Source organism: Saccharopolyspora sp. NPDC002376 (genome assembly GCF_053593195.1).
The window spans coordinates 1-25246 of record NZ_JBSFBZ010000065.1 but is presented as its reverse complement, the minus strand read 5'-3'; the positions used below and the strand labels follow the sequence as shown (position 1 = coordinate 25246).

Below are 25246 nucleotides of genomic sequence, written 5' to 3'. Positions count from 1 at the left end.
CGTCATCTAGCGGATTTGTTAACGCAGTCATAATTTGGTTATATAGCCCGTGTGACTATCCTCACTGCGCGGTCGCTGTCCGCAACGCGCGACAACCCCAGGGATGCGATCCGGAGAACCAGGAGTGGGAGGTGATGCCGTGGTCGAGGTGCTGCGTGGATTCCGACGGGTGCACTCGGTGGACCTGGAGGAAGCACTGGAACGGGTCGGCGAGGTTTTCTGCCCACACCGGCTGGAACCGGTCGACCGCCTCGTGAAGCCGGTGCGCTTCAACTCGGCCGGACTCGGCGAGGTGGGGCTGTCCTACCTGGCGTACGGGCCGTCGGTGCGAATCAGGCCGCAGCCGCTGCGGTCGTTCGTGCTGGTGCAGGTCCCGCTGTCCGGGCGGGCGTTGGTGCGCACCGGTGGGACGGAGGTCGTCTCCGACCCGACGACCGCATCGGTGCCGGACCCGGACGCGGGTCTCGACATGACTTGGGAGGCCGGTAACGAGCAGCTGATCGTCCGGGTCGACCGGGCGGCGCTCGAGGCCCAACTGCATCGGTTGCTCGGCCGTCCGCCGGCGAAGCCGTTGCGGCTGGCCACCAGCCTGGACCTGACGACGCCAGCGGCGCGGTCCTGGCTGGCGACGGTGGACATGGTGCGCACCGACCTGGACGGCCCTGGCTGGCTCGCGCACCCGCTGCTGCACCGCCAGGTCGAGCAGCTGCTGATGAGCCAGTTGCTCGCGGCGGTGCCGCACTCGTTGTCGGAGGAGTTGCTGGCCGTCGGCGACGATCCTGCTCCGGTCGTCCCGAAGGTGATCCGCCGGGCGAAGGCGCTGATCGACGAGCACGCCCGCGAACCGCTGACCGTCGAGGACGTCGCCGAGGCCGTCGGGCTATCGGTGCGCAGCCTGCAGGAGGGTTTCCGCCGACACCTGGACACGACACCGACCGCGCGGCTGCGCGAGGCACGGCTGGTCGGAGTTCGGGAGGAGCTGCGCGCGGCCGATCCAACCCGGTGCACGGTTTCGCAGGTCGCGGCCGACTGGGGCTTCCACCACCTCGGTCGCTTCGCCGTCGCGTACAAGGAGCGCTGGGGTGAGTCCCCTTCCGAGACGCTCCGGCGCTGACGGCGACGCCCCACCGAACTCCGGTGCGGATAGCGGACATCCGCCGCGCGCAGCGGATGGCGCCGGCCGGAGGAGTACCTAGATCCTTCCCCCATCCCGACCCCGCTTGGAGGCCATCGTGCCCGTTCTCCCCGCGTTGCTCGCCGCCGCCCGCACCGGTTCGGTCCGGATCGTCGACCTGACCGCGCCGCTGCAGGAGTCGACCCCGATCCTGGAGCTGCCGCCGCCGTTCGCGAACACCAGCCGGTTCCGGCTGGAGGAGCTGTCCCGCTACGACGACCGCGGCCCCGCTTGGTACTGGAACGACATCCACACCGGCGAGCACACCGGCACTCACCTCGACGCGCCGAACCACTGGGTCACCGGGCGCGACGGTCTCGACGTCTCGCAGGCACCGTTAAGCACGCTCGTGGCGCCGGTCGCCGTGCTCGACAAGACGGCCGAGGCAGCGAAGAACGCCGATTTCCAGCTGGAGCGCTCGCACGTCGAGGAGTGGGTGGCCGAGCATGGCCCGTTGCCCGAAGGGGGCTGGTTGCTCTACCGCACCGGCTGGGATGCCCGCAGCGACGACGAGGCCGCCTTCGCCAACGTCGATGAGAACGGATCGCACACTCCAGGAGTCTCCCCGGAATGCGCGAAGTGGCTGGCCCGCGAGACTCCGATCGTCGGACTCGGTGTCGAGACCGTCGGCACCGACGCGGGGCAAGCGCCCGCGCTGGAGCCGGCGTTCCCGTGCCACTCGGAGCTGATGGGGGCCGGTAAGTGGGGCCTCACCAGCCTGCGCAACGTCGAGCAGCTGCCACCCACCGGCGCCGTGCTGGTGGTGTGCCCGTTGCCGATCGTCGGCGGTTCGGGCAGCCCCGCGCGCGTCCTCGCGCTGGTCGAGGACTGACCGTGGCCGCACACCGAAGCGCTGCCGACGCGGTCGTCGTCGGCGGTGGGATCAACGGTCTGGTGGCCGCGGCGCGGCTCGCGCGGGGCGGCTGGTCGGTGGCCCTGGTCGACGACCACGACCGGGTCGGCGGCTTCGTCGGCAGCGGAGAACGCACTCTCCCCGGCTGGATCCACGACACCTGGTCCAGCTGGCACCCGCTGTTCGTGACCGGCCCGGCATACGCAGCGTTCGGCGCGGACCTGCACCGGCACGGACTCGGTTACGCCAACACCGACGGGCCGCTGACCGCGACCGTCGGCGAAGACGGCGCGGTCGCCTTGGCTCATCGGGACGTGGAGGAAACGGTCGCCGGGTTCGCCGAACCGGCCGACCGGGACGCCTACCGCGCGATGATCGCCCGCTTCGGGGCGCACGCCGCCGGGATCGGCGGGTTGCTCGGCGCTGAGCTGCACGCCCCGTCGTTGCTCGGGCCGGTCGCGACCCTGGCCCGGGCGGCTGGGCGCAGCGGGCTGGAGAGCTACGTCCGCGACGCGGTCACCTCGGGCCGGGCCTGGATGCGGGCCCGTTTCGCCGGCTGGGAGACCGACCGGCTGTGGGCGCCGTGGCTGTTGCACGGCGGGCTGGCGCCGGATTCGGCGTCGGGCGGGGTGATGGTGCCGGTCTTCGCAGCGACCATGCACGGCGCTGGGCTACCGGTCGTCGCCGGCGGGGCGGCGAACTTCGTCACGGCCTGGGAGCGGCTGCTCGACGAACTGGGCGTCGTTGTCCACACTGGACGGAAGGTGGAGCGGATCTTGCTCCGCGGCGGGGTCGCTGCGGGCGTCGCGGGAGAGGGGTTCGAATTCCGCGCCAGGCGTGCGGTGCTCGCCTCGGTCACCCCGCCGGCGCTTTACGGCTCGCTGCTGCCCTCCGGGGCGGTGCCGCGCGAGGTCTCCGAGGCCGCCGCCCGCTACCGGCCCGGCCGAGCCGCGATGCAGATCCATGTCGCGCTGTCCAGTCCGGTGCCGTGGGCCGATGCCCGGCTCGCGCAGGTGCCGCTGGTGCACGTCTCGGACGGGTCGTCGTCGACGGCGATCGCCTGTGCCGAGGCCGAAGCCGGGTTGCTCCCGCGACGACCGACCGTCGTCGTCGGGCAGCAGCACGTCCTCGACCCCGCACGGGTGCCGGATGGTGCGGCGGCGCTGTGGCTGCAGCTGCAGGAGCTGCCGTTCGTGCCGGTGGGCGACGCGGCCGGCGAGCTGGACACCGCCAACGGCTGGGACCGCAGGCTCGCCGAAGGCTACGCCGAGCGGGTCCTCGACCGAGTCGCCACGCACGCGCCCGGGCTACGTGAGCTGGTCCGCGGGGTCGACGTGCTCAGCCCGGTCGAGATCGCCGCTGGCAACGTGAACGCGCTGTGCGGGGACCCCTACGGCGGATCTGCCGAGCTGGACCAGAACTTTTGGTGGAGGCCGCTGCCTAACGCCGGATCGCACGCCACCCCGGTGCCGGGACTGTGGCAGATCGGGGCTTCCACTCATCCGGGGCCTGGGCTCGGTGGCGCGTCGGGGTTCCTGGTCGCCGACCGGCTCGTCGCACCTGGACCGATCGCCCGGCTGGCCGCGCGGTTCCGCTGAGAGGCGGACGCGATCTCGGCCTTCACCGCACCTCCGCAGGGCAGCAGGTCCCCGCTGCGGACGGTGGGGGAGTGAGAGCTGGTTCGTTGGGCAGGTCTTCCGCGGAATTGAACCTACGAATTTTTGACCACCGTTATGAATACAGCATATAGTCGTCCGCATCACGCCGCTGGAGCTCCCCGCGGTCGCGAAGCTGGTTCTCACCGCGATCACGGATGCTCGAGAACTCCGGAAGGCATCCGTGTCCAGCTACCCCGCGTCGATCTCGCGGTAGCTCACCGAAGGACGGAAACGTCTTATGCGCACTCTGAATTCGTCGCCCGGCATCCGGACGTCCAACAGATTCGTGGTTGTCGCGCTGTGCTCTGCCGCGATCATCATCGACGGATACGACTTGATCGTCTACGGCACCGTGCTGCCCACACTGCTCGACGGGAGTGCCGAGTGGGTGCTCACCAAGCAGCAAGGCGGCAACATCGGTGCTTATGCCCTGATAGGCATGCTGCTCGGCGCGATCGGCGTCGGTGCCATCACCGATCTCGTCGGGCGGCGCCGCATCATGATCGGTTGCATCATCTGGTTCACTGCCGCGATGGCCGCCGCCGCGCTCGCCCCTGATCCGTCGCTGTTCGCGCTGTTCCGGTTCGTCGCCGGGCTCGGACTCGGCGGCGTGGTGCCCACCGCCATCGCGCTCACCGTCGAGTACGCCCACTCGCGGCACCGCGTGATGACCAACGCGGTGATGTACTCGGGATACTCAATCGGCGGGATCGCCGCGTCGCTGATCGCCATCCCCGTGCTGCCGGTCTTCGGCTGGCGAACCATGTTCTGGATCGGTGTGGCGCTGGGTGTGGTGCTGATTCCCCTCGTCGTACGACTGCTGCCCGAATCGCCGAGCTACCTGCTCGCCCAAGGCCGTCGCGAACAGGCTCGGATGCTGGCCGCCAAGTTCGACCTGGCCCTGGAGGAATCCACTGCGGACACCGAACGGCTCGGCACGCTGGCCGGGCTCAAAGCGCTGTGCTCGCGCGCTCATCTTCGCGCGACGCTGCTGTTCTGGGTGGGCACGGGCCTCGGACTGCTGCTGGTGTACGGGCTGAACACCTGGCTGGCGCAGATCATGCGCGAGGCCGGCTTCGAGCTCGGCTCTGCGATGGCGTTCGTGCTGGCCCTCAACTTGGGCGCGATCATCGGCACTCCGCTGTTCGGCGGCCTGGCCGACAGGATCGGCGCTAGGCCCGTCACCATCGGGATGTTCCTCGCCGCAGCGGCGTGCATCTTCTTGCTGTCCGCCAACGTCCCTGGGCTAGTGCTGTACCTGCTGGTCGCCGTTGCGGGCGCGTGCACCATCGGCACCACGGTGGTGGTCAACGGCTTCACCGCCACCTACTATCCGGCGGCCATGCGGGCGACCGGCCTGGGCTGGGCACTGGGCGTCGGGCGCCTCGGCGCGATCGTCGGACCGATTTACGGCAGCTTCATCCTGACTTCCGGCTGGGGGCTGGAGGCCAACTTCTACGCCTTCGCTGTCCCAGCCGTCCTCGGTGCTGTGTGCATGCTGTTCATTCCCGCCCGGACCACTTGAGCAATGTGCCACGGCAATGGATCAGGTGGCTGACCCATCGTCACAACGCCGAGTGGTCGGAGCTGGACGTCGATCTGGCCTATGTCGTTGGCCAGGAGCATGTTTCTGATGATGCACTGTGGATTATTGGCCCGATAGTCGTGCAGGCCCCATCCGCCTACCGCGGCACTCTATCGTGGTCGGCCGAAACCCGTCCTGAAAGCAATCGGCACCCGGCGAGACCGTCCACGGGCCAGCCGGACTGGCCATCGACCTGATGGACGAGCCTGCTGCGGCGGGGAATGAACGTGTACTTCCGGTACCAACGGGAAACAGCACCAGAGGCCCGTGACGCGACTGTCCGCCAGTTGCGACATCGAGTGATGAGAGCCGAGTTGAACCCCCACCGGTGAGAGGGGTCCCCGAAGCGGGGATTCAACTCCAAGAGGGCGTTGTTAGCGCCGGGGTTGGCGGCTACCAAGGATCCTGTCTTGGCCGGGTTTCGGCAGTTCGGCAGTTCGGCGGTTTTCTCGGTGGGAAATCCTGGGCTGGATCCTAAAGGCTGTCCCGTAATGATCAAGTGTTGGTGGTGTGCAAGGGAAACGAGGCCTGTGTGGTGGAGGTTAGCTTCAGTGGTTCATCGCGAGGACCGTGCTGGCTGGGTTGACACTGAGCGTGGCCCCGTAGTCGCGGGCCACCGCTGCCATTTCCGCAAGTCCGGCGGCGAGACGCTCTGGTTCGGCGGGGTCAAGCCAGCGGACCCACACCTGGGAGGCGTCGTCGTAGGTCGCGCCAGTCGCGCGGATCGCCTTGATCTGGTTATCGAACCACGGGCGTGAGCCGCGCGCCGGGGTCAGCATGACCCGGAAGCGCCACTGCTGTCCCGGAACAGGGTGTACCGGTGGGAGCCTGACCAGTTACGGGGCACTCTGCCGGTTCATGCTGTCGTAACGGTCGGGGGTGCTTTCTTGATGTCCAAAGTGGACATATGGCGGTGACCGAGGTCAAACCAGTGTGGACGTCCTCGGGCAGATTCCACGTGCCTGCGCCAACGCCCGCTCCACGACCTCCTCGACATGACTAAATCCTGATTGTGTACGCACCGTGGCGACATCGAGCGTGCCACCGCTGGAGTGCGCCAGCATCGCAGCCATGTTCAGGACGGCCTGAGGGCGGCGATTGGGTCGGGTATCCGGCAAGAATTCTCATGCCCCTGCCTCTCTCTCGAGGGTCGAATCGCTGGGTTCAGCGAGTCTGGAGCGCTTGCGGGAGTACAGGAGGTACCACAGGAACGCCACGGCTGCCCATGCGAGGAATACGTAGAGCGTGATCGGACGTAAGTTGCTGATGATCCAGAGCGATCCGGCGATGGCGGCGAGGGGGATCAGCGGATAGAGAGGAACTCTGAACCCACGCGGCATCTCGGGGGCCCGCCTCCGCAGAATGATTAGGCTGACCGACACGGTGACGAAAGCGACGAGGGTGCCGACACTGGTTAGCTCGGCCAGGAAGTTGATGGGAACCAGACCCGCCAGGACAGCCAGCAGGATCGACACGACGACCGTGTTACGGACCGGCGTCAGCCTGCGCGGATTGACCTTGTGGAAGAGCGGCGGGAGCATTCCGTCGCGCGACATCGCGAACAGGATTCGCGTCTGACCGAAGATCCCGACAAGCGTGACGCTGAAGATGGAGGTCACGGCGCCGATCGCCAGGATCGTCGCCGGCCAGGTCGATCCTGTGACGTCCTGCAGGATCTGGGCGAGCCCTGCCTCCTGACCCTCGAACTTGCCCTGTTCCTGGGCGCCCACGGCGACGACGGCCACCGCGATGTAGATCGCTGTAACGATCACTAGGGACAGCAAGATCGCCATAGGCAGATTGCGCCGGGGGTTCTTCGCCTCCTCGCCAGCCGTCGCGACTCCGTCGAGCCCGACGAACGAGAAGAAGATGACCCCGGCTGCCGTGGAGATACCGGCAATGCCGTGGGGCGCGAAAGGCTGGAGGTTCTCCGCGGTGAAGCCCCGGGCGGCCACGACGACGAATATCAGCAGCACGAGCACCTTGATCATGACCATGATCGCGTTCGTCTTTGCGGTCTCGCTCGCTCCACGCATGAGGAGGAGCCCGCACAGGGCGATCAGGAGAATCGCCGGGAGGTTGACCACACCCCCCTCCTCGGGTGCGTTCGACAGCGCATACGGTAGCTCGAACCCGAAGGTGGAGCTCAGCAGCTTGTTGACGTACTGCGACCAGCCCACGGCCACCGCCGACGTCGCGACACCCCACTCAAGGATGAGGCAGGAGCCGACCAGGACGGCGACGCCCTCCCCCATGGTCGCGTACGCGAACGAGTACGACGAACCAGATGCCGGGACTGCGCTGGCCAGCTCGGCGTAGCAGAGCGCCGTGGCCCCGGCCACGACCGCTGCTATGAGAAACGACCAGATCACGCTCGGCCCGGCCAGCGGCACGGCCTGACTGAGGATGAAGAAAATGCCGGTGCCGATGGTGGCGCCGACACCGATAGAGGTGAGGCCGGCAAGTCCGATGGCTCGTTTCAGCGCCCCGGTGTTGCCGGCCATTCCGGCTTCCGCCGCCATCACGTGCACAGGCTTTCGCCTCAGGAGCTGTTGTCTCAGTGTTGTCATGCCTGCCTCGATCGTGTGGGTGCGATGCGCTGGGTGTTTGAGCTCGGCCCGTGCGCTGGACGCCGCCGGTGTCGAATTAGTGGTGGCGTGTGGGCGGTTTCGACGTCAACCGGGGGGCGAGCATTCCGAAGCCGGAGTGGCGCTGGGTCAGTTCCGCTGCCGGCGCGGCGATCGGCTTGGTGTCGCAGCGGGAAGATCGACAGCGGGTCGGAACTCCGACGCAGTGGACACGAACGACGTCTCGCTGGCAGACCGGGCCCGCCTCAGGTGACGTGTCCGGCGTTGGGCGGCAGGGTCGCATCGCCTTTCTTGTCGGTCAGCGTTGTGGCGACCGATGCGAGGCCGGCTCCCGCGAAAGTTCAGGGCTCGGTGCCTCGTCGAGCCACGATGTCCCACGGAGCGAGGCGCTCGTCGAGTCCGTCCACTCTGACATTCCTCGACGTGCTATTACCTGAATCGCCATTTAGCCCACGACATCGCGCGCCTGTCAAGGTTCCCGTTGTGGGCACTTCCGAACGATCAATGGAAATGCCCCCTGAAGTACCTTTTGTATTGACTCAGGCGCCAGTATGGTGCCGGTCTGCACGGATCGTGCCGTACGTAGTCTGGGGAGAGGCAGCATGACCTACCGGCCGCGCACTGCGGATCACCGGCGGTCGGAAGTCCCCTGCACCACCTGGCAGTTGACCGCGGAATGGGCTTCCGCTCGCAGCCGGTACCCCAGAGTGCGGGCTGCTGCGACCACGCCGGCCGTCTGGCACCTGGCGGCGACCGACCGATGGCCACCTTCCGTGCCGGCTCTGCACGTGGCTTACCTTGCTTGCATGTCGAGGAAACGCGTCCAGCTACGTCGGGAAGAGATTCTTGGTGCGACCGTGGACCAGATCGATGCCGTGGGAACGGGCGCGCTACGCATCGCAGACGTCGCGAAGAGGTTGGACGTCAGCCCTGCGTTGATCATCTACCACTTCGAGACACGTGACAAGCTGATCATCGAGGCATTGGAGCACGCAGCCGAGCTCGACCTTCTTAAGCTGCGCAGATTGGTTTCCGCTCCCGGCTCACATACGCAACGGCTCATGCGGGTCATCAAGTGGTACACGCCGACGGGCCGAGCGCGTGGGTGGAAGCTGTGGGTTGACGGGTGGGCGTACGCGTTGCGTGACAAGGCAGGCGCCGCGGTCGTCAATGACCTGGATCTCCAGTGGAAGCAGACTCTCGCGAGTGTCATAGCCGCCGGTGCAGAGGCCGGCGAGTTCGAGGTCGAGGACAGCTCGGCGGCAGCCACCCGGATTCAGGCCTTCTTGGACGGCCTGGCGGTTCAGCGGGTGGTTCACCGCCGCGCGATAGGACGCGTGTCCATGGAAGCATGGGTCGCATCGACGGTCGCGTACGAGCTCGGCGTAGACATCACGACGGTGTCCGCATAGGCCGAGGTCGAGCGCCTCGAGCGCGCCTGCACCCTCGAAACATCCGCCGAGTCGTGTCATTGCGCTGCAATGTCAACGAGTTCAGACAGTCGCAGCAGCTGACTCGACGATCTCGGCGAATGTCGTGGAGGACTTCCTCCGGTCAAGACTCCCGCCCCTCCGAAGCGATCCAGGTCAAGCGCTACGACCGGTCGAACCCGAGGAACCTGGAGTTCCGCGAACGCGACGTCCGCGCCGGAATCCAGCCGGAACGACGGCCAGCGCCCGTTCGTCCATGTCACGACAGCCCGTGGAAATCCCCGGAGGGCTTGTCGCACAACCTGACCGAGTCCCCGGCACGAAACCGTCGCCCCAGTCATTCATGACAGCCGTAGTGGATCCTCGCAGCGGTGTTCGTGACCGCGTTCCCACATCGCCAAGTACTGGTGAGGAGTTCCCCGGCGTCGTCGGTGAAGGGGGGCGTCGTCATCGTGCTGTGAGCAGTGGTGGGCCAGCATCCTTGACAGTGCGGAGCCGTCGACTCAAACTGACTCGCGATTCAGTAAAATTTGAACCGTGAGTCAGGAGCGGAGCGTGGCCAGTACACTCGAAGCCGCACAGACGAAGACCGAAACGCCAGCCGCCCTGCTGGAGCTGACCTGGACCGATCCGGTCTCGGGTAAGCGGGGTTACCTCGTCATCGAGAGGCTGGTGCGCGGCGTCAGCAGCGGCGGCCTGCGGATGCGCGAGGGCTGCACCCTCGACGAGGTACGCGGTCTCGCCAAAGGCATGGGTCGCAAGGAAGCCGTGCACTACCGGCCCGGCGCTCGCTACGTCCCGCTCGGCGGGGCCAAGGGCGGCATCGACTGCAGCCACGACGACCCCGACGCGCGTGGCATACTGCGCCGCTTCCTGTCCGGCGTCCGTCCGCTGCTCGAGCAGTACTGGGTGACGGGTGAGGACCTGGGCGTGCGGCAAGACATGATCGACGACGCCATCGGTGAGCTCGGCCTGGAGAGCTCGTCGCAAGCCGTGTTCCGACTCCTTCCCGACCGCGACCAAGCCATCGCCCGGTTCGACGCGGCATTCGAGATCAAGGTCGAGGGCATCGAGCTCGGTCTGCTGGTCGGTGGCCTCGGTGTCGCCGAGGCCGCGCTGACCGCGCTCGAGCGGCTCGGCACGTCCGTCGCCAACCTGCGGGCCGTTGTCCAGGGCTTCGGCTCGATGGGCGGAGCGACCGCCCGCTACCTGCAGCGCGCTGGCGTGTGCATCGTCGGGATCGCCGACGCCGAGGGCGTCGTCACCAACCCCGACGGCCTGAACGTCGAGGAATTGCTTGCCACGCGCGATGAGTCCGGCCGGATCGACCGGAGCCGGCTCCAGCCCGAGGACCAGCAACTGCCGTCCTCCGAGTGGCTGAACATCGACTGCGAGATCCTCGTCCCCGCGGCCGTCTCCTACAGCATCGACGAGCACAACCAGGCCGACGTCCGGGCCTCCCTGATTGTCGAGGCCGCCAACATGCCGGTGCTGCCCGACGCGGAGAAGCAGCTCGCCGAGCGTGGTGTGACCGTCATTCCCGACTTCGTGGCCAACTCCGCGACGAACGCCTGGTGGTACTGGACGCTGTTCGGCGACGTCGAGGCCGACGCGGAGGCGGCCTTCTCCATGGTGCGCTCGCAGATGCGCCGCATCGTCGACGCCACCTTCGACCGGTGCGCGCGCGACGGCGTCACCCCCCGGGAGGCCGCGCTGAGCATCGTGACCGAGAACATCAACGAGATCGACGCCCGGTTCGGCGATGTCTGAGCCGGCCGGTCACACCGGTGGTGCGGTGCTGGTGGCGGCACTGGCCGACCACGGTGTCGACACCGTCTTCGGTATCCCGGGCACGCACAACCTCTCGGTCTACGCGGCTCTGCACCGGCACGGGATCCGCCACGTCCTGCCCCGGCACGAGCAGGGAGCGGGCTTCGCCGCGGACGGCTACGCACGGGTGTCGAGGCGGCCGGGGGTGTGCCTCACCACGACGGGGCCGGCAGCGCTGAACGCGGCCACGGCACTGGCCCAGGCCTACTCCGACTCCGTGCCCGTGCTGGCGGTGTCACCCGGGATGCCGCTTGGCCACCCGGCCTTCGGGAACGGCTACCTGCACGAGGTAAAGGACCAGCATCGTGCTCTCGACGCCGTGTGCGCCTTTAGCCACCGGGTCGAGAACGTGCAGGAGATCCCGGCGGCGGTCGCGCATGCCTTCGCCGCCATGACGGCCGAACGTCCGCGCTCCGTGCATCTGGAGATCCCGTTGGACCTCCTAGATGCCGAGGCCGGGGTGGAGTGCCCTGCCGTCGCCCCGATCGCTGCCGGGCCACGGCCTCCCGACCCGGCATCCTCCGCCGCCGCCGCAGAGTTGCTGGGGCGGGCTCGCCGGCCCCTGCTCGTCGTCGGAGGCGGCGCGCGGGGCGCATCGGCCGAGGTTCGTGAGCTCGCCGAGGCCTGCGCCGCACCAGTGATCATGTCGGCCAACGGCAAGGGCGTCGTCCCCGCAGACCACCCGCTTGTGGTCGGAAGCGGGATGCATCTCACGACCGTCACCGAGCTCGTGAACGACAGCGACGTCGTCGTCGCCGTAGGTACCGAGCTCGCCCCGTCGGACTTCTGGCTGGAGCCCTTCCCCGTGGATGCGACGGTGATCCGCATCGACATCGACCGGACGGGAGTGGCCGCCAACGCCACGCCTGCGGTTGCGGTCGTCGGCGATGCCGCCACCGCGGTCCGTCATCTGGTCGAGTCTCTCTCACCTGTCCACGGACAAGACGGGCACCTTCGTGCCGCACGGTGGCGGGAAGAGTTCACACGCGAGGCCGTCGCAGCCAGCGAGAACTGGCTCGGACTGTTGGACGGGATGACCGCAAGCTTGGGCCGGAACTTCGTGGTCGCAGGTGACAGCGCGACGGTGTGCTACATGGGCGCCCTGGCCAATCTCCCGAGCTACCTGCCTGCGTCCTTCCTCTACCCGTCGGGCCTCGGGACCCTCGGCTACGGTCTGCCAGCCGCAATCGGTGCGAAGATCGCGCGCCCCGAGGACCGCGTCATGGCCCTGCTTGGCGACGGTGGTGCCATGTTCACGATCGCCGAACTCGCGACCGCAGCACAGCTCGGGCTGCCACTCCCCGTGGTCATCGTCGACAACGGCGGGTACGGCGAGATCGGCAAGGAGATGGCCGAGCGTGGGGAACCGGTGCATGCTGTCCAGCTCGACCGCGTGGACTTCCCCGCCATGGCGCGCGCAATGGGCTGCTACGGCGTCGCCGTCGAGAGTTCCTCACAGCTCGAGTCAGAGCTGAGCAAGGCTTTCGACGCGGATCGCCCCACGGTGATGCACATCGTCGAGGGGGTTCCGACGCGGCGCTGAGGCTCCCTGCCCTGATCCACGAAACATTGCTGATCGATCGTGGAGTGCGGGACATCCCGGGTTGGGATAGGCAGTCTGGTGGCGCCACCACGATCCCGGGATGTCCTCGTGGTCCAGGCTGACGTCCTTGCGTCCCGGCGAGGAATGGTGATGCCGACACACTCGGCCGGTGTGCTGGTGTCGGTACGCATCAGTCCTCGTAGCAGGTGGGAACCGGTCGTGGCGGCGGTCTGCACTACCAATGAGCTGCACGTCGACGCGGTTGTCCGGGCGGCGCTGGCGTAGTTCGACGATTGTCCGGCTCTCCATGCACGGGCGGCCCCGCAACAGGCCGCAGGGCCGCCCGACGTTTCCGGTCGGGGGGGTGCCTCTATGTCTTTTGTCAAGTGTGGGCTGGTCATGCGTTGGCTGTTGCGAGGGTGCGGGGTTGGTAGAAGGTGCCGTCGCGGAGCATCGCGAACAGCACGCTGATGCGGTGGGGGAGAGGCGGAGCAGGGCCTGGGTGTGCGTTTTGCCTCGTGCCCGGCATTTGTCGTAGTAGGCACGGGAGGCGGGATCGTGCAGGGCGGCGAATGCCGCGAGGAACATCGCCTGCGTCCCGAGGATCTGGTTGCTGGTGCCGGGCCGGCGTAGGAGGCGAGGTGGGCGGCGCTGGGGAAGCTGGTGCCGTCTCCGATGGTGACCAGCAGGGTGGCGGCAGTCCTGACCGCGACGCCCGGCATCGAGGTCAGGACCTGGGAAAGAGGGTGGGTCTCCAGCAAGGCCTCGATCCGGGTTTCCAGGGCCCGTCGGTGTTCGTGGACGGCCGCGAGCGAACGGGCCAGCGACGGGATAACGATGTCAAGAGTGCCGGTTCCGGGAACGACGACGGTTTGTTCGTTGAGCGCATCGAAGACCTCGACGATCAACCGTTCGGCCATGCGCGGAGCCTTGAGGCGGATGAGTTCGATCAGCTTGCTGCGTCCGGCTTTTCGCAGAGCGGCTGGGGAACCGTGGCGTTCCAACAGCCAGGTGACAGCCGGGTGGTCCAGGCGTGGGCCGAGGACGCGTTCCAGGCTGGGGTGGAACTGGGTGAGCAGGCCGCGGATCCGGTTGGACGTGCGGGTGCCTCGGTCGCGAGGTCCCGCTCGAAGCCGACCAGGACGGTCCGCTCGGCAGTGATCTCGTCGGTGATGGTGGGTCGGGCCGGGGCGCGGTGCCGGGATTGCTCCCGGTCCGTTTCCCCGGCCCGCCCGCCGCACCGGACGTGCGTGTCTCCACGCATCCGGCGCTCCACGGGTTCCCGGGGTTAACTAGCTGCCGGGGTGGCCGCTGCGCTCGTCCATGGTGTGGGGATGTTGTTCGCGCGCCACCGGTATCGAGTGACCTCGACCGTGGTGGTGTCGAACATGACGATCCCGTTCTCAGCCGGGCGGTTTCCGGGCCTGCCGGTCAGGAACCGCCGGTAGAGGTCCTTCCAGTTGATCCGTTCGTGTCGTTTCCGCAGCCAAGTGGCCACCCGCCGCCAGGTGAAGGCGTCGAGGTAACCGAACGTGGCTTTGGAGACACCGTGCCGGAAGTACTGACACCATCCCCGCAGCACCGGATTGAGCTGGCGCAGCAGGGCTTCGAGCGTCCGGTGTCGTGTTCTGCGTGTGAGCGCCCGCACCTTTCCCATCACCGAGAGCAGCGCTTCCTTCGACGGATAGGTGTAGATCGCCCACGAATTCGTTCCCTTCTTACGGCGCCGCTGGATGTGGAACCCTAGGAAGTCGAATCCCTCGTCGAGGTGGCAGACCCGGGACTTCGATTCGGACAGGCGCAGCCCCAACGGGGTCAGCACGTGGCGAACCTCGTCCCAAAGCGCGTCCGCGTGCTCTCGGGAGCCACACACCATGATGACGAAGTCGTCCGCGTAGCGGACGATTCGGTAGAAGGCTCCTCCGTTTTTGCGGTGCGCCTCGCGTCGCCATCGTGTGCCGTGGTTGTCTTTGGCGCAGAAGTGTTCGTCCAGCGCCGACAGAGCGATGTTGGCCAGCAATGGCGAGGCAATGCCGCCTTGGGGCGTGCCCGATGCTGTTCCCTGAAGTTGTCCAGCCTCGGACAGGATGCCCGCTTTGAGGAAGGACTTCACCAGGGCCAGGACGCGTTTGTCACCGATCCGTCGCCGCACTCGCGCCATGATGGCCGAGTGCGATAGCTCGTCGAAACACGCCGCGATGTCAGCCTCGAACACCCAGTGGTAGTTCCGGGTTCCCAGGGCATGGATCTCGGCGATCGCGTCCTGGGCACGACGTTTCGGACGGAAACCGTAGGACACCGGTTTGAAATCTGCCTCGAAGATCGGCTCCAACACCAGCACCAGGGCTGCTTGTGCCAGCCGATCCCGCGCTGACGGGATACCCAGCCTCCGCAATTTCCCCGGTTGCCCTGGTTTGGGAATCAGTCGTTCCCGCGCTGGCAGCGGGGTGAACGAGCGCGATCGCAGCTGCTCCCGCGTCTCGCTCAGGAAGGCTGCGGCGTCGGCCGGCCCGGAGATGAACGCCGGGATCACCCGGTCCACCCCTGGCGTGCGCGCGCCCTTGTTGCCCACCACCCGCTCCCATGCCACGGCGAGGAAATCCGGGTGACAGACGAGATTGAACAGATCATCGAACCGGCGGCCGGGATCTTCGGCCGCCCATTGGTGCAGCTTGGTCTGCATCCGTCGTACCCGTAGCCATGCCATATCGGCGTCTGGCCACGGCTCACCGGTATTCACCAGCGTCTCCGTCCCTTGCAGTACGTCGCGTGCGTGAACCCGCTAGACCCCTTCGCCAATGTGGACGGCTTTCCCGCCCTCGGACTACTACGGGTCCTCCGCCCCACCACCGAACCGTCAGCGGACGACGCGCCTATCCGACCTACGCCCATCTGGCTGGCAGGAGCAAACCGGAGGCTCAGGGTGGTTCCCACGTTCACCATGAACCGATCGATAGGTGAGGTGCCCAGCTATACCCCTGCGGCATCACCACGGCTACGCCGCAGACTTTCACCGTGGCCTCCGAAGCCATCGATCTCGATATGACTCCGAAGTTCCCCACCGACATGATGGGTGCGCACCGCAATCCAGCCCAGATCCACCGGGTTTCGAGCTGGCGGGAGACTTGAGGGGCGTTAAACCGCTGGTTCCTCGCGTACACCTTCCCATCTCGCTTGCCGGACCCGAACCATCCGGTAGTACTGGTCCGTCCCGGCGTTGTCGGGGCTGCTTACCACTCTCACCGGCATCTCCCGGCTCGAACTGCCCCCAGCTTCGTTATGCTGCTACGACAACACAACGGTGCAGGTCTTTCACCTCCACTCGGTTACATAGCGCCTCGTGGCGCTCCAGATCACCTTCCCAATGGCCCGGGACCGCGCGATCGGCGACTTCGGCGGGACGCTGGCTGATTACGACCTCGGGCGTGACGTGCCTGCCCGGACGTTGCCGAGTTCGTGGTCGCGGCACCCGCAGCGCGCGACCGGTCCGCAGGCAGACGCCCAACTCGCGTTTCAACGCACCACGGCCCTGGATATAGAGGGATTGGTAGATTGCCTCGTGGGAAATCCGCATGGCCTCGTCATCGGGGAAATCGACAGGTAGGCGGCGGGCGATCTGCTCCACGCGGTGGCCCATAGCCGATCTTGCCGGTGAGGCTTGTTCCGCCCCTTCCACTCCGGCGGAACCGGACCCGGTACGGGCGTCCGGTCTGGAGCGCGGATCACCCCGGCGAGTCGGTCCTGGACGTACTCGCGCAGCTGCTCGCTTTCCACGAGCTTCGCGGTCTTGGGACGCTGCGCGAGTAGTTCCGCCTTCAATTGTGCGACCGACGCCCGATACTCAAGCTTCCCACCGCGGGTGGCCGAGTTACGGCGCAACTCCCGTGAAATGGTGGAGGGAGAACGAACTCAGGCTGGCTACCCCGATCCGAGTGCACAATCACCCCGCGCGGGTCGCGCAACGCGATGGCGTTGCGTAACGCGGTCATAGCGAGCGAGGATCTCATGTGATCGGAGATCTAGTAGCCGACGATCTTGTTGGGGCCCGCGGATCCTGACCACGGTGGCCGATCGGCTCACGGGCGTCAGCCAGGCGCTGGTGGAGGCCGGACTGTCGATTGAGGACGTTTCAGTCATCGAGGAGGCGGTCAGCCGCGACGGCGGCACGCAGGTCATGTGGCGCATCCTCGACGATCATCCCCAAGTGACCGCGGTGATCGCGCTCAGCAGTAGCGCCCCCACAACAACGCCCGGCGTCAGCAGCTGAAAACGCTTCTGCTGCCGGGAATTCCTCGGTTTTAGCCCGGAAGCCCCGGCCGTCCCACGATCGGCAGTCAGCCGTGCAGTGAGTTGAGCGCTGGGCGGCACATGTCCGGGCAGTGCGGCGTCGCGTCCGCGCACATCCGGCAGTGCGTGTGGCGCTCGGCGTGCTTGCTGCACAGGTCGTGACTGCGTTCGCAGGCGACCAGACATCCTTCCAGCTGCGCACCGAGGAGGCTGGTGTCGACGCCATTGCTTATTGCATGATCCACCCGAAGATGTGGCCAGGAAACCGCTTCAAGTGGTACCGGAAATCGCTGTGGTTCAGGTGGTGCGAGCCTTTTCGACTCGGCTATTTTGGATGGACGGGGGATCGAAAGGTGGCGGCGTCGGGGCTTGGGTCGCAGTGGCCTGGAGCGTTGCAGAAGCATGTGTTCCCCGCTCTCGATCTTCCGGCACGAACGTGTTCTCCTGGTCAGAGCTTGATCAGAATGGAAATCATTACCAAATATTTTGTCCGGCAACCATCGCCGTGCCTGGGATGTCGAGAAGCGGTCCGGGGACGGCTGGCGATGGCGAGTGAGGAAAAACCCTGGCCGAGCGGGCGGTCCGTCCAGGTAGCAGCTGCTGGCGGGCGCGGGTGTCCAGAATCACGGTGGCATCTTCCGCCAACCATGTCGACAGGCGTCCCGGTGACTGGGACGGCCTGGAGCCCGCTGCTGCAGGGAAACAGAGGCTCATGTCTGCACCATCTTCGAAACGACGGGGGACCGTTCCGCGCGATGCGGTCGAGAACCCCGAGGGCGGCCGCCTGGTGTTCCGGTGGCGGGGATCGATCGGTCTGGTCGGTCAGCGCGGCGCGGCGGCCGACACGCGGGAAAGTCGCGTGTTCGATGCGCTGCCGCAGGTCCCGGGCGTCGCTGCACTGGTGGTTTCTGGCACGGCGGTCAGCGATCCGGGGTTGCCGGCGGCCTTGTGGGAGGCATGCGGGAAGCTGTTCGGCGGCCCCACGCCGCATCAGGCGCTCTGGCTGGTCATGCCGGGGGCGGGGCGTCCCGACGCGTTCGGGAAGGTCTACGCGCAGATTGTGGCGGACTCCTTCGGAGCGGAGGTGATCGCGCCCGCGGGTGAGCTCGCCATCGTTGCGCGCGGATCGGCCTTCGCGGTCGGGGCCGCTGGTGCGGCGGGCTGGAACCGCTTCCGCCGAGGTGTGCCGAGCGACCCCGTCGGATACCGGCTGCCGCCGCAGAGCTGGGAGGCGATGCTCCCAGAACTCCCCCTGTTCGAGAAGGACCTCGTGTTCGAGCACGTGCCAGCCGGGCTGTTGGTGCGGAATGTGCGCTCGCGGCCTTCCTGCCAGGGCGATCCCGCGTGGGACGTACCAATGGACGCGCGCCGGCCGCGCGTGGTGCTGGGGCGGCCCGGAGAGGATGAGCTCCCCCACGCGCAGCTCGTGGCCGGGCTGCGCAGGCTGCCTCCGCAACTGCCCGATGTGGCTTGGTTCGTGCCGGGCGCGACCGGAACCCATGTTGCGGCTTGGGCGCAGCGGCTCGCGGAATCGCTGGGGCGCAGCGTTGTCGTGACCCCCGGAGTTCCGGCGGCCGACGGTTCCGTCGTCGTCCGGAACGTGGAGGGCGGACAAGCGTGGCCGACGATGCCGACCCTGTTGCGGTATTCGCCCGGGTCGCAGGCCGAAGTCCTGGACGCTGCACCACCTCCCCCGGGATGGGTCGCGGACGGTGCGCTGAACTACCGCCCGGTGGCGGGGCAGCGGGTCAGGCTTCGCGTGGTGCCAGCCGGCCTGGTCATGACGGGCCCCGATGACACCGACGATCCCGCGGCCGGACCGTTCGAGCCGCATCGGATGACCATCGCGGTGACCTCATCCGCGGCAGCCGAGGGGACGGGCCCGCTGCGGCATCTGCTCGGCTGGTTCGCGCAACGATGCGGCGTGCGGATCCTCGCCGTGGGTGTGCAGGAGGACCGCTTGCGCGATGAACTCCACGACATCGCACGAGAATCCGGAGTGGAACTCGATCTGGGCAGCGGGCCGGTCGCCGGAGAACCGCCGCGCGGTGCGGAGAAGGTCAAGTCCATCGGAGAGTCCACTGTGGTCATTCCGGTCCCGGCGACGGCTCGGCCGGTCACGTTGAGTTCCGGGCCGTCGACTGCGCCGTCTTCCGGGATCGATGAGCCGCCGACCGTGCAGCCGGATGCGCGGATCACCACCGTCCGCGCAGCTCCGCATGATCCTCCGCTGCTCCCCGGAGGGCATGTGAGCAGCGAGGGCGAGCGCGCGGCATTCCTGGCATGGGCGGCCGACGAGTTCAACGATGCGGTGGGTGTTGTGAACGCGGCACTCGCTCTCCTCCCGGCGCTGCGGGGCAACGATGAGACCGCCGCGCGTGTCGACCTCGTCGCGGTGCGCCTCTACCTCGGTGCCAGTGCGCGTGGCGGTGCGGCGCTCAACGAGGCGCTCCGGGAGCAGCGGGTTCTGCCTTGCTCCGAATACCTGGCCTGCCTGACCTCCGGGCTCCGGCGACTGCCGGTGCAGCGCGGGCCGGTTTTCCGCCAGTCCAGCTGGTCTTGGCAACAGGATGTGCGGGATGCCTACCCGCTCGGCGAGGTGCTGTCGGAGCCGGGATTGCTCAGCGCCGTGCCTAAGGGCGAGTGCGTCGCCGCGGATCTGCCCGTCGACTTCGGCATCTGGTCCAGGACCGCGCGCCGCACGTCGGCCCTCGCTACCGCCGGGGAGAACGAGGAACTGGTGTTCTGCCAGCGCAGTCGGTTCAAGGTACTGGACGTTGATGACAACGCAGACGCTCGTCCGGCCGTGCTGCTGGGAGAACTCGCCGCAGACGAAAAAGGCGGCACCGGGAAGCTCACCGAACACGATCTCGCCGTAGCGGAGAAGCTCCGCGAGGCGTTGCGGCTTCGCCGTGCCGTCGAGCCGTCCACGATGGGTGAGGTGCAGGCGTCTCGCTTCCAGAGCCCCGTGGGGCTCGTCGCCGGTGCCGTGGTGGGACAGTCCATTTCCGCGACGGCCTCGTGAGCACCGCAGAATTCCGTCAACTCCTTCGGAGTGAACCGATGAACGCTTTCGCCAGCCGTTCCGCTCGTACTGCCGCCGTGATGTGCTTGGCGTGCGCGATGTCGGGAGGTGAGGTGCAACCGGCGCTTGCGGTGCCGAACGTGGGGCCGCCCGACAGGGCGTCGATCCAGGGCTGCGCCCCGCCGCCGATGGTCACCGAGGGAACCATCCCGTGGGCGCAAGCACAACTCGCCCCGCAGCGGGCGTGGAAGGTCACGCGTGGGCAGGGGGTCGTCGTCGCCGTCGTCGATTCAGGCGTCGACCCCAATTCGCCCCAGCTCGTCGGCTCCGTGTTGCCTGGCAAGGCCGTTTCGGGTGCTGCCGACTCCGACTGCTCGGGGCAGGGCACGTTCGTCGCCGGGATCATCGCCGCGAAGCAGGAGCACGGCATCGGCTTCGCCGGGATCGCCCCGGAGGCGCGCATCCTGCCGGTGCGCGTCCTGGATGACCAGGGGAATGGGGATCCCGCCGCGCTGGCGAAGGGAATCCGCATCGCGGCGGACTCGGGGGCCCGCGTCATCAACGTCTCCACCACCACGTCGCAGCCAAGCACCGACCTCGAATCCGCAGTCGCTTACGCGCGATCCCGTGACGCGCTGATCGTCACCGCCGCGGCGAAGGGCGGCGAGGCCGACTCGGTCACCTATCCGGCGGCGTACCCGGGCGTGCTCGGGGTGGGAGCCGTCAACGAAACCGGGCAACCCGGCGCTTACTCGGAGACCGGCGAAACGGTCGATCTCGTCGCGCCCGGCGAGGGCATCGTCAGCATCGGTCCCGGTGGGGCGGGGCACTGGCAGGGTTCGGGCACCGCCTACGCGACGCCGTTCGTCTCAGCCACGGCGGCGCTCGTCCGTGCATACCGCCCGGAGCTGAACGCCGACCAGGTCGCGCAACGCCTGTTGACGACCGCGAATCCATCGGGTGGAACTGTTCCGGACCCGAACACCGGCTGGGGCATGGTGAATCCGTACGCGGCGGTGACCGCCGTCGTCCCGGGCGGCGCCGATGCGCAACCGGGCGGTGGCTCCGCTGCGCGGGTCGCACACCCGGTCGTGCCGCCGCCCGACCCGATGCCCGGGCGAATCGTGTTGGCCACGGTTGCTTCGGCGGTCGCGCTCGCCTTCGTCACGTGGCTGGTTTCGGTGCTCGTCCCGGCCGGTCGTCGCCGGGGCTGGCGCCCCGCCCGCAAGGTCGTCGTTGCGGACGGGGCCACCGGCCCTCGCTGATCAGCTGTTCTGCGTCGAACCCGCTGCCGAAGCCGCGCCGGATCGATCATCGCCGAGCCGCGGCGTCTGCACGAGCCGGACCACGCGTCGGCGGTTGACGAACTGGGCGCGGCCCGGCGGAAGCTGCCGGGGACGCAGGTTGCCCACGAAACTGCCTTCGTCCTTGGGGCAGGAGAACAGCAGCATCGGCGTGCCGAGTTCCCACAGCCGGCGCAGCACCGGGTCCATCATCGCCCGACTGCCCCCGGACGTGCTGCGGGCGATGATCAGGTGCAGCCCGATGTCGTGGCCCTGCGGGAGCAGGGAAATCAGCGGTTGCAGCGGGTTGGTGAACCCGCTTTCCACCAGCTCGGCGTCGTCGACGACGATGAACAGGCGTCCACCGGTCCACCAGTCCCGCTTCGACAGGCGATCCGGGCTGATCTCCGGTCCGGGCACCCGCGAGGTCAGCAGTTCCGCTGCCTCCGCGACCTGCTTCGCCAGGCTGTCGCCGGTCACCGCGTACCCGATCTGGTATTCGGTCGGCACCACGTCGTGCAACTCCCGCCGGGGGTCGGCGAACAGCACCCGGGCCTGCTCCGGCGAGTACCGCCGGGTCACCGCTTCGGTGACGTAGCGGAGCATGTTCGTCTTCCCGCTCTCGGTGTCGCCGAACATGACCAGGTGCGGGGTCTGGTCGAAGTCGTGCCACAGCGGCGCGAGTTCGACGTCGTCGAGGCCGAGCGGAACCTGAAACACCGCGTTCTCGTGCGCCACGCGGAGCTCCGGCAGCTGCTGCGCCGGGACCTCCAACGGCAGCAGCCGAACCGGGGGTGCGGGCACCGCGCCGGGGCCGCCGACCGCCTGCACCAGGTCGGCCACGGCATCGGCGAGGTCGTCGGTCGATGATCGACCGTCGATCCGCGGGAGGGCGGCGAGGAAGTGCTGCTTGTCCACGGTGATGCCCCGACCGGGCGCGGCCGGAACAGTGGCCGCCAGCCTGCTTTTGACCTCCGACTCGACCGGGTCGCCGAGTCGCAGTTCGAACCGCGTGCCCAGCACGTCGCGCAGCCATGGGCGCATGTCGGACCACCGCCCGGAGCACACCACCAGGTGGATGCCGAAGCTCAGCCCGCGCGCGGCGATGTCTTGCAAGCGGGCTTCCAGCTCGTCGAATTCGCTGCGCAGCGTGTACCAGCCGTCGATGACCAGGAAGACGTCGCCGCAGGGGTCCTCGTCGACGAACCGTCCCTTGGCGCGGGCCCGCCGGTACGCGGCCATCGAGTCCAGGTTGTGCGAGGCGAACAGCTGCTCCCGGCTTTGCAGCAGGTTGGTGATCTCCTGCACGGTGCGGGTGACGCGGTCCCGGTCCAACCGGTTCGCGACGCTGCCCACGTGCGGCAGGCCGGAGAGCGCGGCCAGCGAGCCGCCGCCGAAGTCCAGGCAGTAGAACTGCACCTCGGCGGAGGTGTGGGTGAGCGCGAAGGCACAGATCAGGGTGCGCAGCAGCGTGGACTTGCCGCTCTGCGGCGCGCCTACGATCGCCACGTGCCCCTCCCCGCCGGAGAGGTCGGCGGTGAGCAGGTCGCGGCGCTGCTGCGCGGGCAGGTCGACCAGCCCCAGCGGAACGACCAGCGTGCGCGCCGGATCCCGGTCGTTGGTGTGCAGACCCAGCTGCGGGTCGTCGTCCAGCGCCGGTAGCAGTTCGTCCAGCGCCGCCGGTTTCCGCAGCGGCGGCAACCACACTTGGCGCGCCGCAGGCCCGTGACCGGCCAGCCGGTTGATGACGACATCCATCATGGGCAGTCGTTCTTCGTCGGGCTGGGGTTGTTCCACGACGGGTTCTTCGACGTCGTGCCGGCGCTGGGCCACGTGCCCGCCGCTGAAGTCGACCAGCTGCTCCGCGACGACCTTCTGGCTGGTCCTCCTGCGCGGGGCTCGGTAGGGGCTGGAAACGTAGGCGCCCTTGAACCGGGTCAGGGTCTGGGTGTCGGAGCGCAGGTAGCCGTTGCCCGGTGCGGTGGGCAGTTCGTAGGCGTCGGGTACGCCGATGACGCTGCGGCTTTCCATCGCGGAGAAGGTGCGCAGCCCGATGCGGTAGGACAGGTGCGTTTCGACCTTGCTGATGCGGCCCTCGTCCAGCCGCTGCGAGGCCAGCAGCAGGTGCACGCCGAGGCTGCGGCCGAGACGGCCGATCATCGCGAAGACGTCGATGAATTCCGGTTTGCTGACGAGCATTTCGCTGAACTCGTCGACGACGACGAACAGCGCGGGCATCGGCTCCAGCTGCGCGCCACCGCGGCGGGCCTTCTCGTAGTCGCGCCGCGACGCGTAGTTCCCCGCTGAGCGCAGCAGTTCCTGCCTGCGGTTCATCTCCCCGGTCAGGGCATCCTGCATGCGATCGACCAGTTCGATCTCGTCGGCGAGGTTGGTGATCACGGCGGAGGTGTGCGGCAGGCGGTCGAAGCCGAGGAAGGCCGCGCCGCCTTTGAAGTCCACTAGCACGAAGTTGAGCTCGTCGGAGGGGTGCGTGACCGCCAGAGCCAGCACGAGGGTGCGCAGCAGCTCGCTCTTGCCGGAGCCGGTGGCGCCGATGAGCATGCCGTGCGGACCCATGCCGTCCTCGGCGGATTCCTTGATGTCCAGCTCGATCGGGACACCTGAGGTGTCGATGCCGATCGGCACCCGCAGCCGCTGCCGGGCAGCGCGGTCCCGCCGCAGCTTGTCGCGGTCGAAGCTGTTCGCGTCACCGATTCCCAGCAGCGTGGTCAGCTCGTAGTCGGTCGCCAGCGGTTCGCTGGTGTCGGTGGCCGCCCCGATGCGGAACGGGGAGAGCGTTCGCGCCAGCGCCGCCGCGGCTTCGGCTCCCAAAGCATCTGGGATGCCGAGCCGGGTTGCCGACTCCTTTCCCGCGCGGTTGAAGGCGATGGTGCTCAGCTCGTCCTCCGCGACGTCCAGGTGCAGGGTGTCGCGTTCCGGCCGCCACGGCAGGCCGTCGCCGACGTCGATGACCACGGTGTTGCGGTAGCCCTCGTCGGCGAACCGGTGCCCGGAGGGGACGGTGACGCCGTCGAGCACGACGACGACGAGCGGCTCGCGGGCGGTGATGGGGCTGGCGCCCTCGAACTTCGGCCGTTCGGTGAAGTCCTCGCCGAGCAGCTCCTCGACCTCGGTCACGTTGTCGGCCATCAGCCGGACCGGCCCGGCTCCGTCGCGGCGCTGCGCGTCCTGGGCGTGCGGCAACCACTTGACCCAGTCCCACGCCGCGCGCTCCAGGTCACCGGCGCAGACCGCGATCATCAGGTCGTCGGGGGAGTGGAAGGTGGCGAGCTGGGCGACCATCGCGCGGGTCATGGCGCGCGCCGCGTCGGCGTGGCCGCGCAGCTGGATCCGCGCCAACCCGCGCACGTAGACCGGCACCGGTGCGGCGGGCAGGCTGCTGTAGGCGCGCAGGAACCGGCGAAGTCCGTGCGCCGACAGCGGTTCCAGGTCCTCGACCGGCTTGGTCTCCGGGGGCACCAGCTTCAGGGCGGAGTGCTGCGGGCCGACGCCGATGCGCACCTCGCCGAAGTCCTCGTGGGTGCCGCGCCGTTCCCAAAGCCGGTAGCTCAGCGCCAGCGACCACAGCGATCCCGGATGCGGGTGCGTCCAGGCCGCGGAGGCCTGCTGCTCGCCCAGCGATCGGCGCACCTTCTGCCGCTGCTGCGAGAGGTAGCGCAGGTAGTCGCGGCGGTCGCCGCCCATCTTGTGCTTGCGGTCGGTGGCCGCCCGGATGAGCTGACTGACAACCATGCCCACCATGCCGACGACCATGACGCCGCCCGCCACGTAGGTCATCGGGCCGGGGCGTTGCAGGAACGTCAGCGTCATGCTGCCCGACATGAGCACCATGGGCAGGTAGGTCAGTATCGTGCTCAGGCTGTTGCTCTTCGACTCCGGTACCGGTGGCGGCTCTTGGAGGGCGAGTTCGCCCTCCGGCATCTTCGGTCCCACGCGACGCGCGGGCCGGTTGAACAACATCGTGGTCAA

At 68.0% G+C, this 25246-nt stretch carries 16 protein-coding genes and 3 pseudogenes; 11 read left to right on the top strand and 8 right to left on the bottom strand.

Translation table 11 applies throughout. From position 1 onward, the window contains the following. Positions 1 to 139 precede the first annotated feature (139 nt). From ACWCO2_RS31330 to ACWCO2_RS31315, 4 genes are all read left to right on the top strand, one after another. Complete coding sequence (locus ACWCO2_RS31330) at positions 140 to 1114, top strand: AraC family transcriptional regulator (RefSeq protein ID WP_450131394.1); 975 nt, start codon at positions 140 to 142, stop codon at positions 1112 to 1114. Between the two features lie 118 nt (positions 1115 to 1232). Continuing rightward, the gene (locus ACWCO2_RS31325) at positions 1233 to 2006 is read left to right on the top strand and encodes a cyclase family protein (protein WP_450131393.1); all 774 of its coding nucleotides are present in this window, start codon (positions 1233 to 1235) and stop codon (positions 2004 to 2006) included. A gap of 2 nt (positions 2007 to 2008) precedes the next feature. Beyond that, on the top strand, positions 2009 to 3625 hold the full coding sequence (locus ACWCO2_RS31320) for a phytoene desaturase family protein (RefSeq protein WP_450131392.1): 1617 nt from the start codon (positions 2009 to 2011) through the stop codon (positions 3623 to 3625). A 298-nt stretch (positions 3626 to 3923) separates the two neighbouring features. Next, entirely contained in the window at positions 3924 to 5210 is a 1287-nt protein-coding gene (locus ACWCO2_RS31315; RefSeq protein WP_450131391.1) for an MFS transporter, read from the top strand. A 608-nt stretch (positions 5211 to 5818) separates the two neighbouring features. On the opposite strand, the gene ACWCO2_RS31310 is transcribed toward ACWCO2_RS31315, so the two are convergent. Further along, positions 5819 to 6049 carry a hypothetical protein gene (locus tag ACWCO2_RS31310; protein ID WP_450131390.1) on the bottom strand — a complete coding sequence of 77 codons (231 nt, stop codon included), beginning with the start codon at positions 6047 to 6049 and terminating at the stop codon, positions 5819 to 5821. Positions 6050 to 6394: 345 nt separating this feature from the next. Further along, a complete protein-coding gene (locus tag ACWCO2_RS31305; protein ID WP_450131412.1) occupies positions 6395 to 7792 on the bottom strand; it encodes an amino acid permease in 1398 nt (465 codons plus the stop codon). Between the two features lie 872 nt (positions 7793 to 8664). Here ACWCO2_RS31305 and ACWCO2_RS31300 point away from each other — a divergent pair. The 4 genes from ACWCO2_RS31300 to ACWCO2_RS31285 all read left to right on the top strand — a co-directional run bounded on the left by ACWCO2_RS31300 (position 8665) and on the right by ACWCO2_RS31285 (position 12946). Further along, positions 8665 to 9270, top strand: a complete 606-nt coding sequence (locus ACWCO2_RS31300; protein ID WP_450131389.1) for a TetR/AcrR family transcriptional regulator — start codon at positions 8665 to 8667, stop codon at positions 9268 to 9270. 573 nt (positions 9271 to 9843) lie between these two features. After that, positions 9844 to 11058 carry a Glu/Leu/Phe/Val dehydrogenase dimerization domain-containing protein gene (locus tag ACWCO2_RS31295; protein WP_450131388.1) on the top strand — a complete coding sequence of 405 codons (1215 nt, stop codon included), beginning with the start codon at positions 9844 to 9846 and terminating at the stop codon, positions 11056 to 11058. Further along, on the top strand, positions 11051 to 12661 hold the full coding sequence (locus ACWCO2_RS31290; RefSeq protein ID WP_450131387.1) for a thiamine pyrophosphate-binding protein: 1611 nt from the start codon (positions 11051 to 11053) through the stop codon (positions 12659 to 12661). Before ACWCO2_RS31295 ends, ACWCO2_RS31290 begins: the two co-directional genes overlap by 8 nt. 150 nt (positions 12662 to 12811) lie before the next feature. Continuing rightward, positions 12812 to 12946, top strand: a complete 135-nt coding sequence (locus ACWCO2_RS31285; RefSeq protein ID WP_450131386.1) for a hypothetical protein — start codon at positions 12812 to 12814, stop codon at positions 12944 to 12946. 112 nt (positions 12947 to 13058) lie between these two features. On the opposite strand, the pseudogene ACWCO2_RS31280 reads toward ACWCO2_RS31285, so the two are convergent. The 4 genes and pseudogenes from ACWCO2_RS31280 to ACWCO2_RS31265 all read right to left on the bottom strand — a co-directional run. Then, positions 13059 to 13835 (bottom strand): annotated as a pseudogene (locus tag ACWCO2_RS31280) (transposase); the annotation flags it as partial. 114 nt (positions 13836 to 13949) lie between these two features. Further along, positions 13950 to 15344 (bottom strand): group II intron reverse transcriptase/maturase, encoded by a 1395-nt coding sequence (gene ltrA / locus ACWCO2_RS31275; protein WP_450131385.1) that lies wholly within the window; start codon positions 15342 to 15344, stop codon positions 13950 to 13952. A 666-nt stretch (positions 15345 to 16010) separates the two neighbouring features. Further along, a pseudogene (locus ACWCO2_RS31270) lies at positions 16011 to 16567 on the bottom strand (transposase); the annotation flags it as partial. 8 nt (positions 16568 to 16575) lie between these two features. Continuing rightward, positions 16576 to 16701, bottom strand: a pseudogene (locus ACWCO2_RS31265) (IS3 family transposase); the annotation flags it as partial. Positions 16702 to 16724: 23 nt separating this feature from the next. On the opposite strand from ACWCO2_RS31265, the gene ACWCO2_RS31260 reads away from it, so the two are divergent. Then, positions 16725 to 16928 (top strand): hypothetical protein, encoded by a 204-nt coding sequence (locus ACWCO2_RS31260; RefSeq protein ID WP_450131384.1) that lies wholly within the window; start codon positions 16725 to 16727, stop codon positions 16926 to 16928. Between the two features lie 67 nt (positions 16929 to 16995). Here the strand turns inward: ACWCO2_RS31260 and ACWCO2_RS31255 are convergent, their stop codons facing one another. Beyond that, positions 16996 to 17193, bottom strand: a complete 198-nt coding sequence (locus tag ACWCO2_RS31255) for a hypothetical protein (protein ID WP_450131383.1) — start codon at positions 17191 to 17193, stop codon at positions 16996 to 16998. A gap of 467 nt (positions 17194 to 17660) precedes the next feature. Here ACWCO2_RS31255 and ACWCO2_RS31250 point away from each other — a divergent pair, with 467 nt between their 5' ends. Together ACWCO2_RS31250 and mycP are read left to right on the top strand one after the other, a co-directional pair. After that, a complete protein-coding gene (locus tag ACWCO2_RS31250) occupies positions 17661 to 19973 on the top strand; it encodes a hypothetical protein (protein WP_450131382.1) in 2313 nt (770 codons plus the stop codon). 38 nt (positions 19974 to 20011) lie between these two features. Then, entirely contained in the window at positions 20012 to 21238 is a 1227-nt protein-coding gene (mycP, locus tag ACWCO2_RS31245) for a type VII secretion-associated serine protease mycosin (protein ID WP_450131381.1), read from the top strand. Here the strand turns inward: mycP and eccCa are convergent, their stop codons facing one another. After that, a complete protein-coding gene (eccCa, locus tag ACWCO2_RS31240; protein ID WP_450131380.1) occupies positions 21239 to 25198 on the bottom strand; it encodes a type VII secretion protein EccCa in 3960 nt (1319 codons plus the stop codon). Between the last annotated feature and the right edge of the window lie 48 nt (positions 25199 to 25246).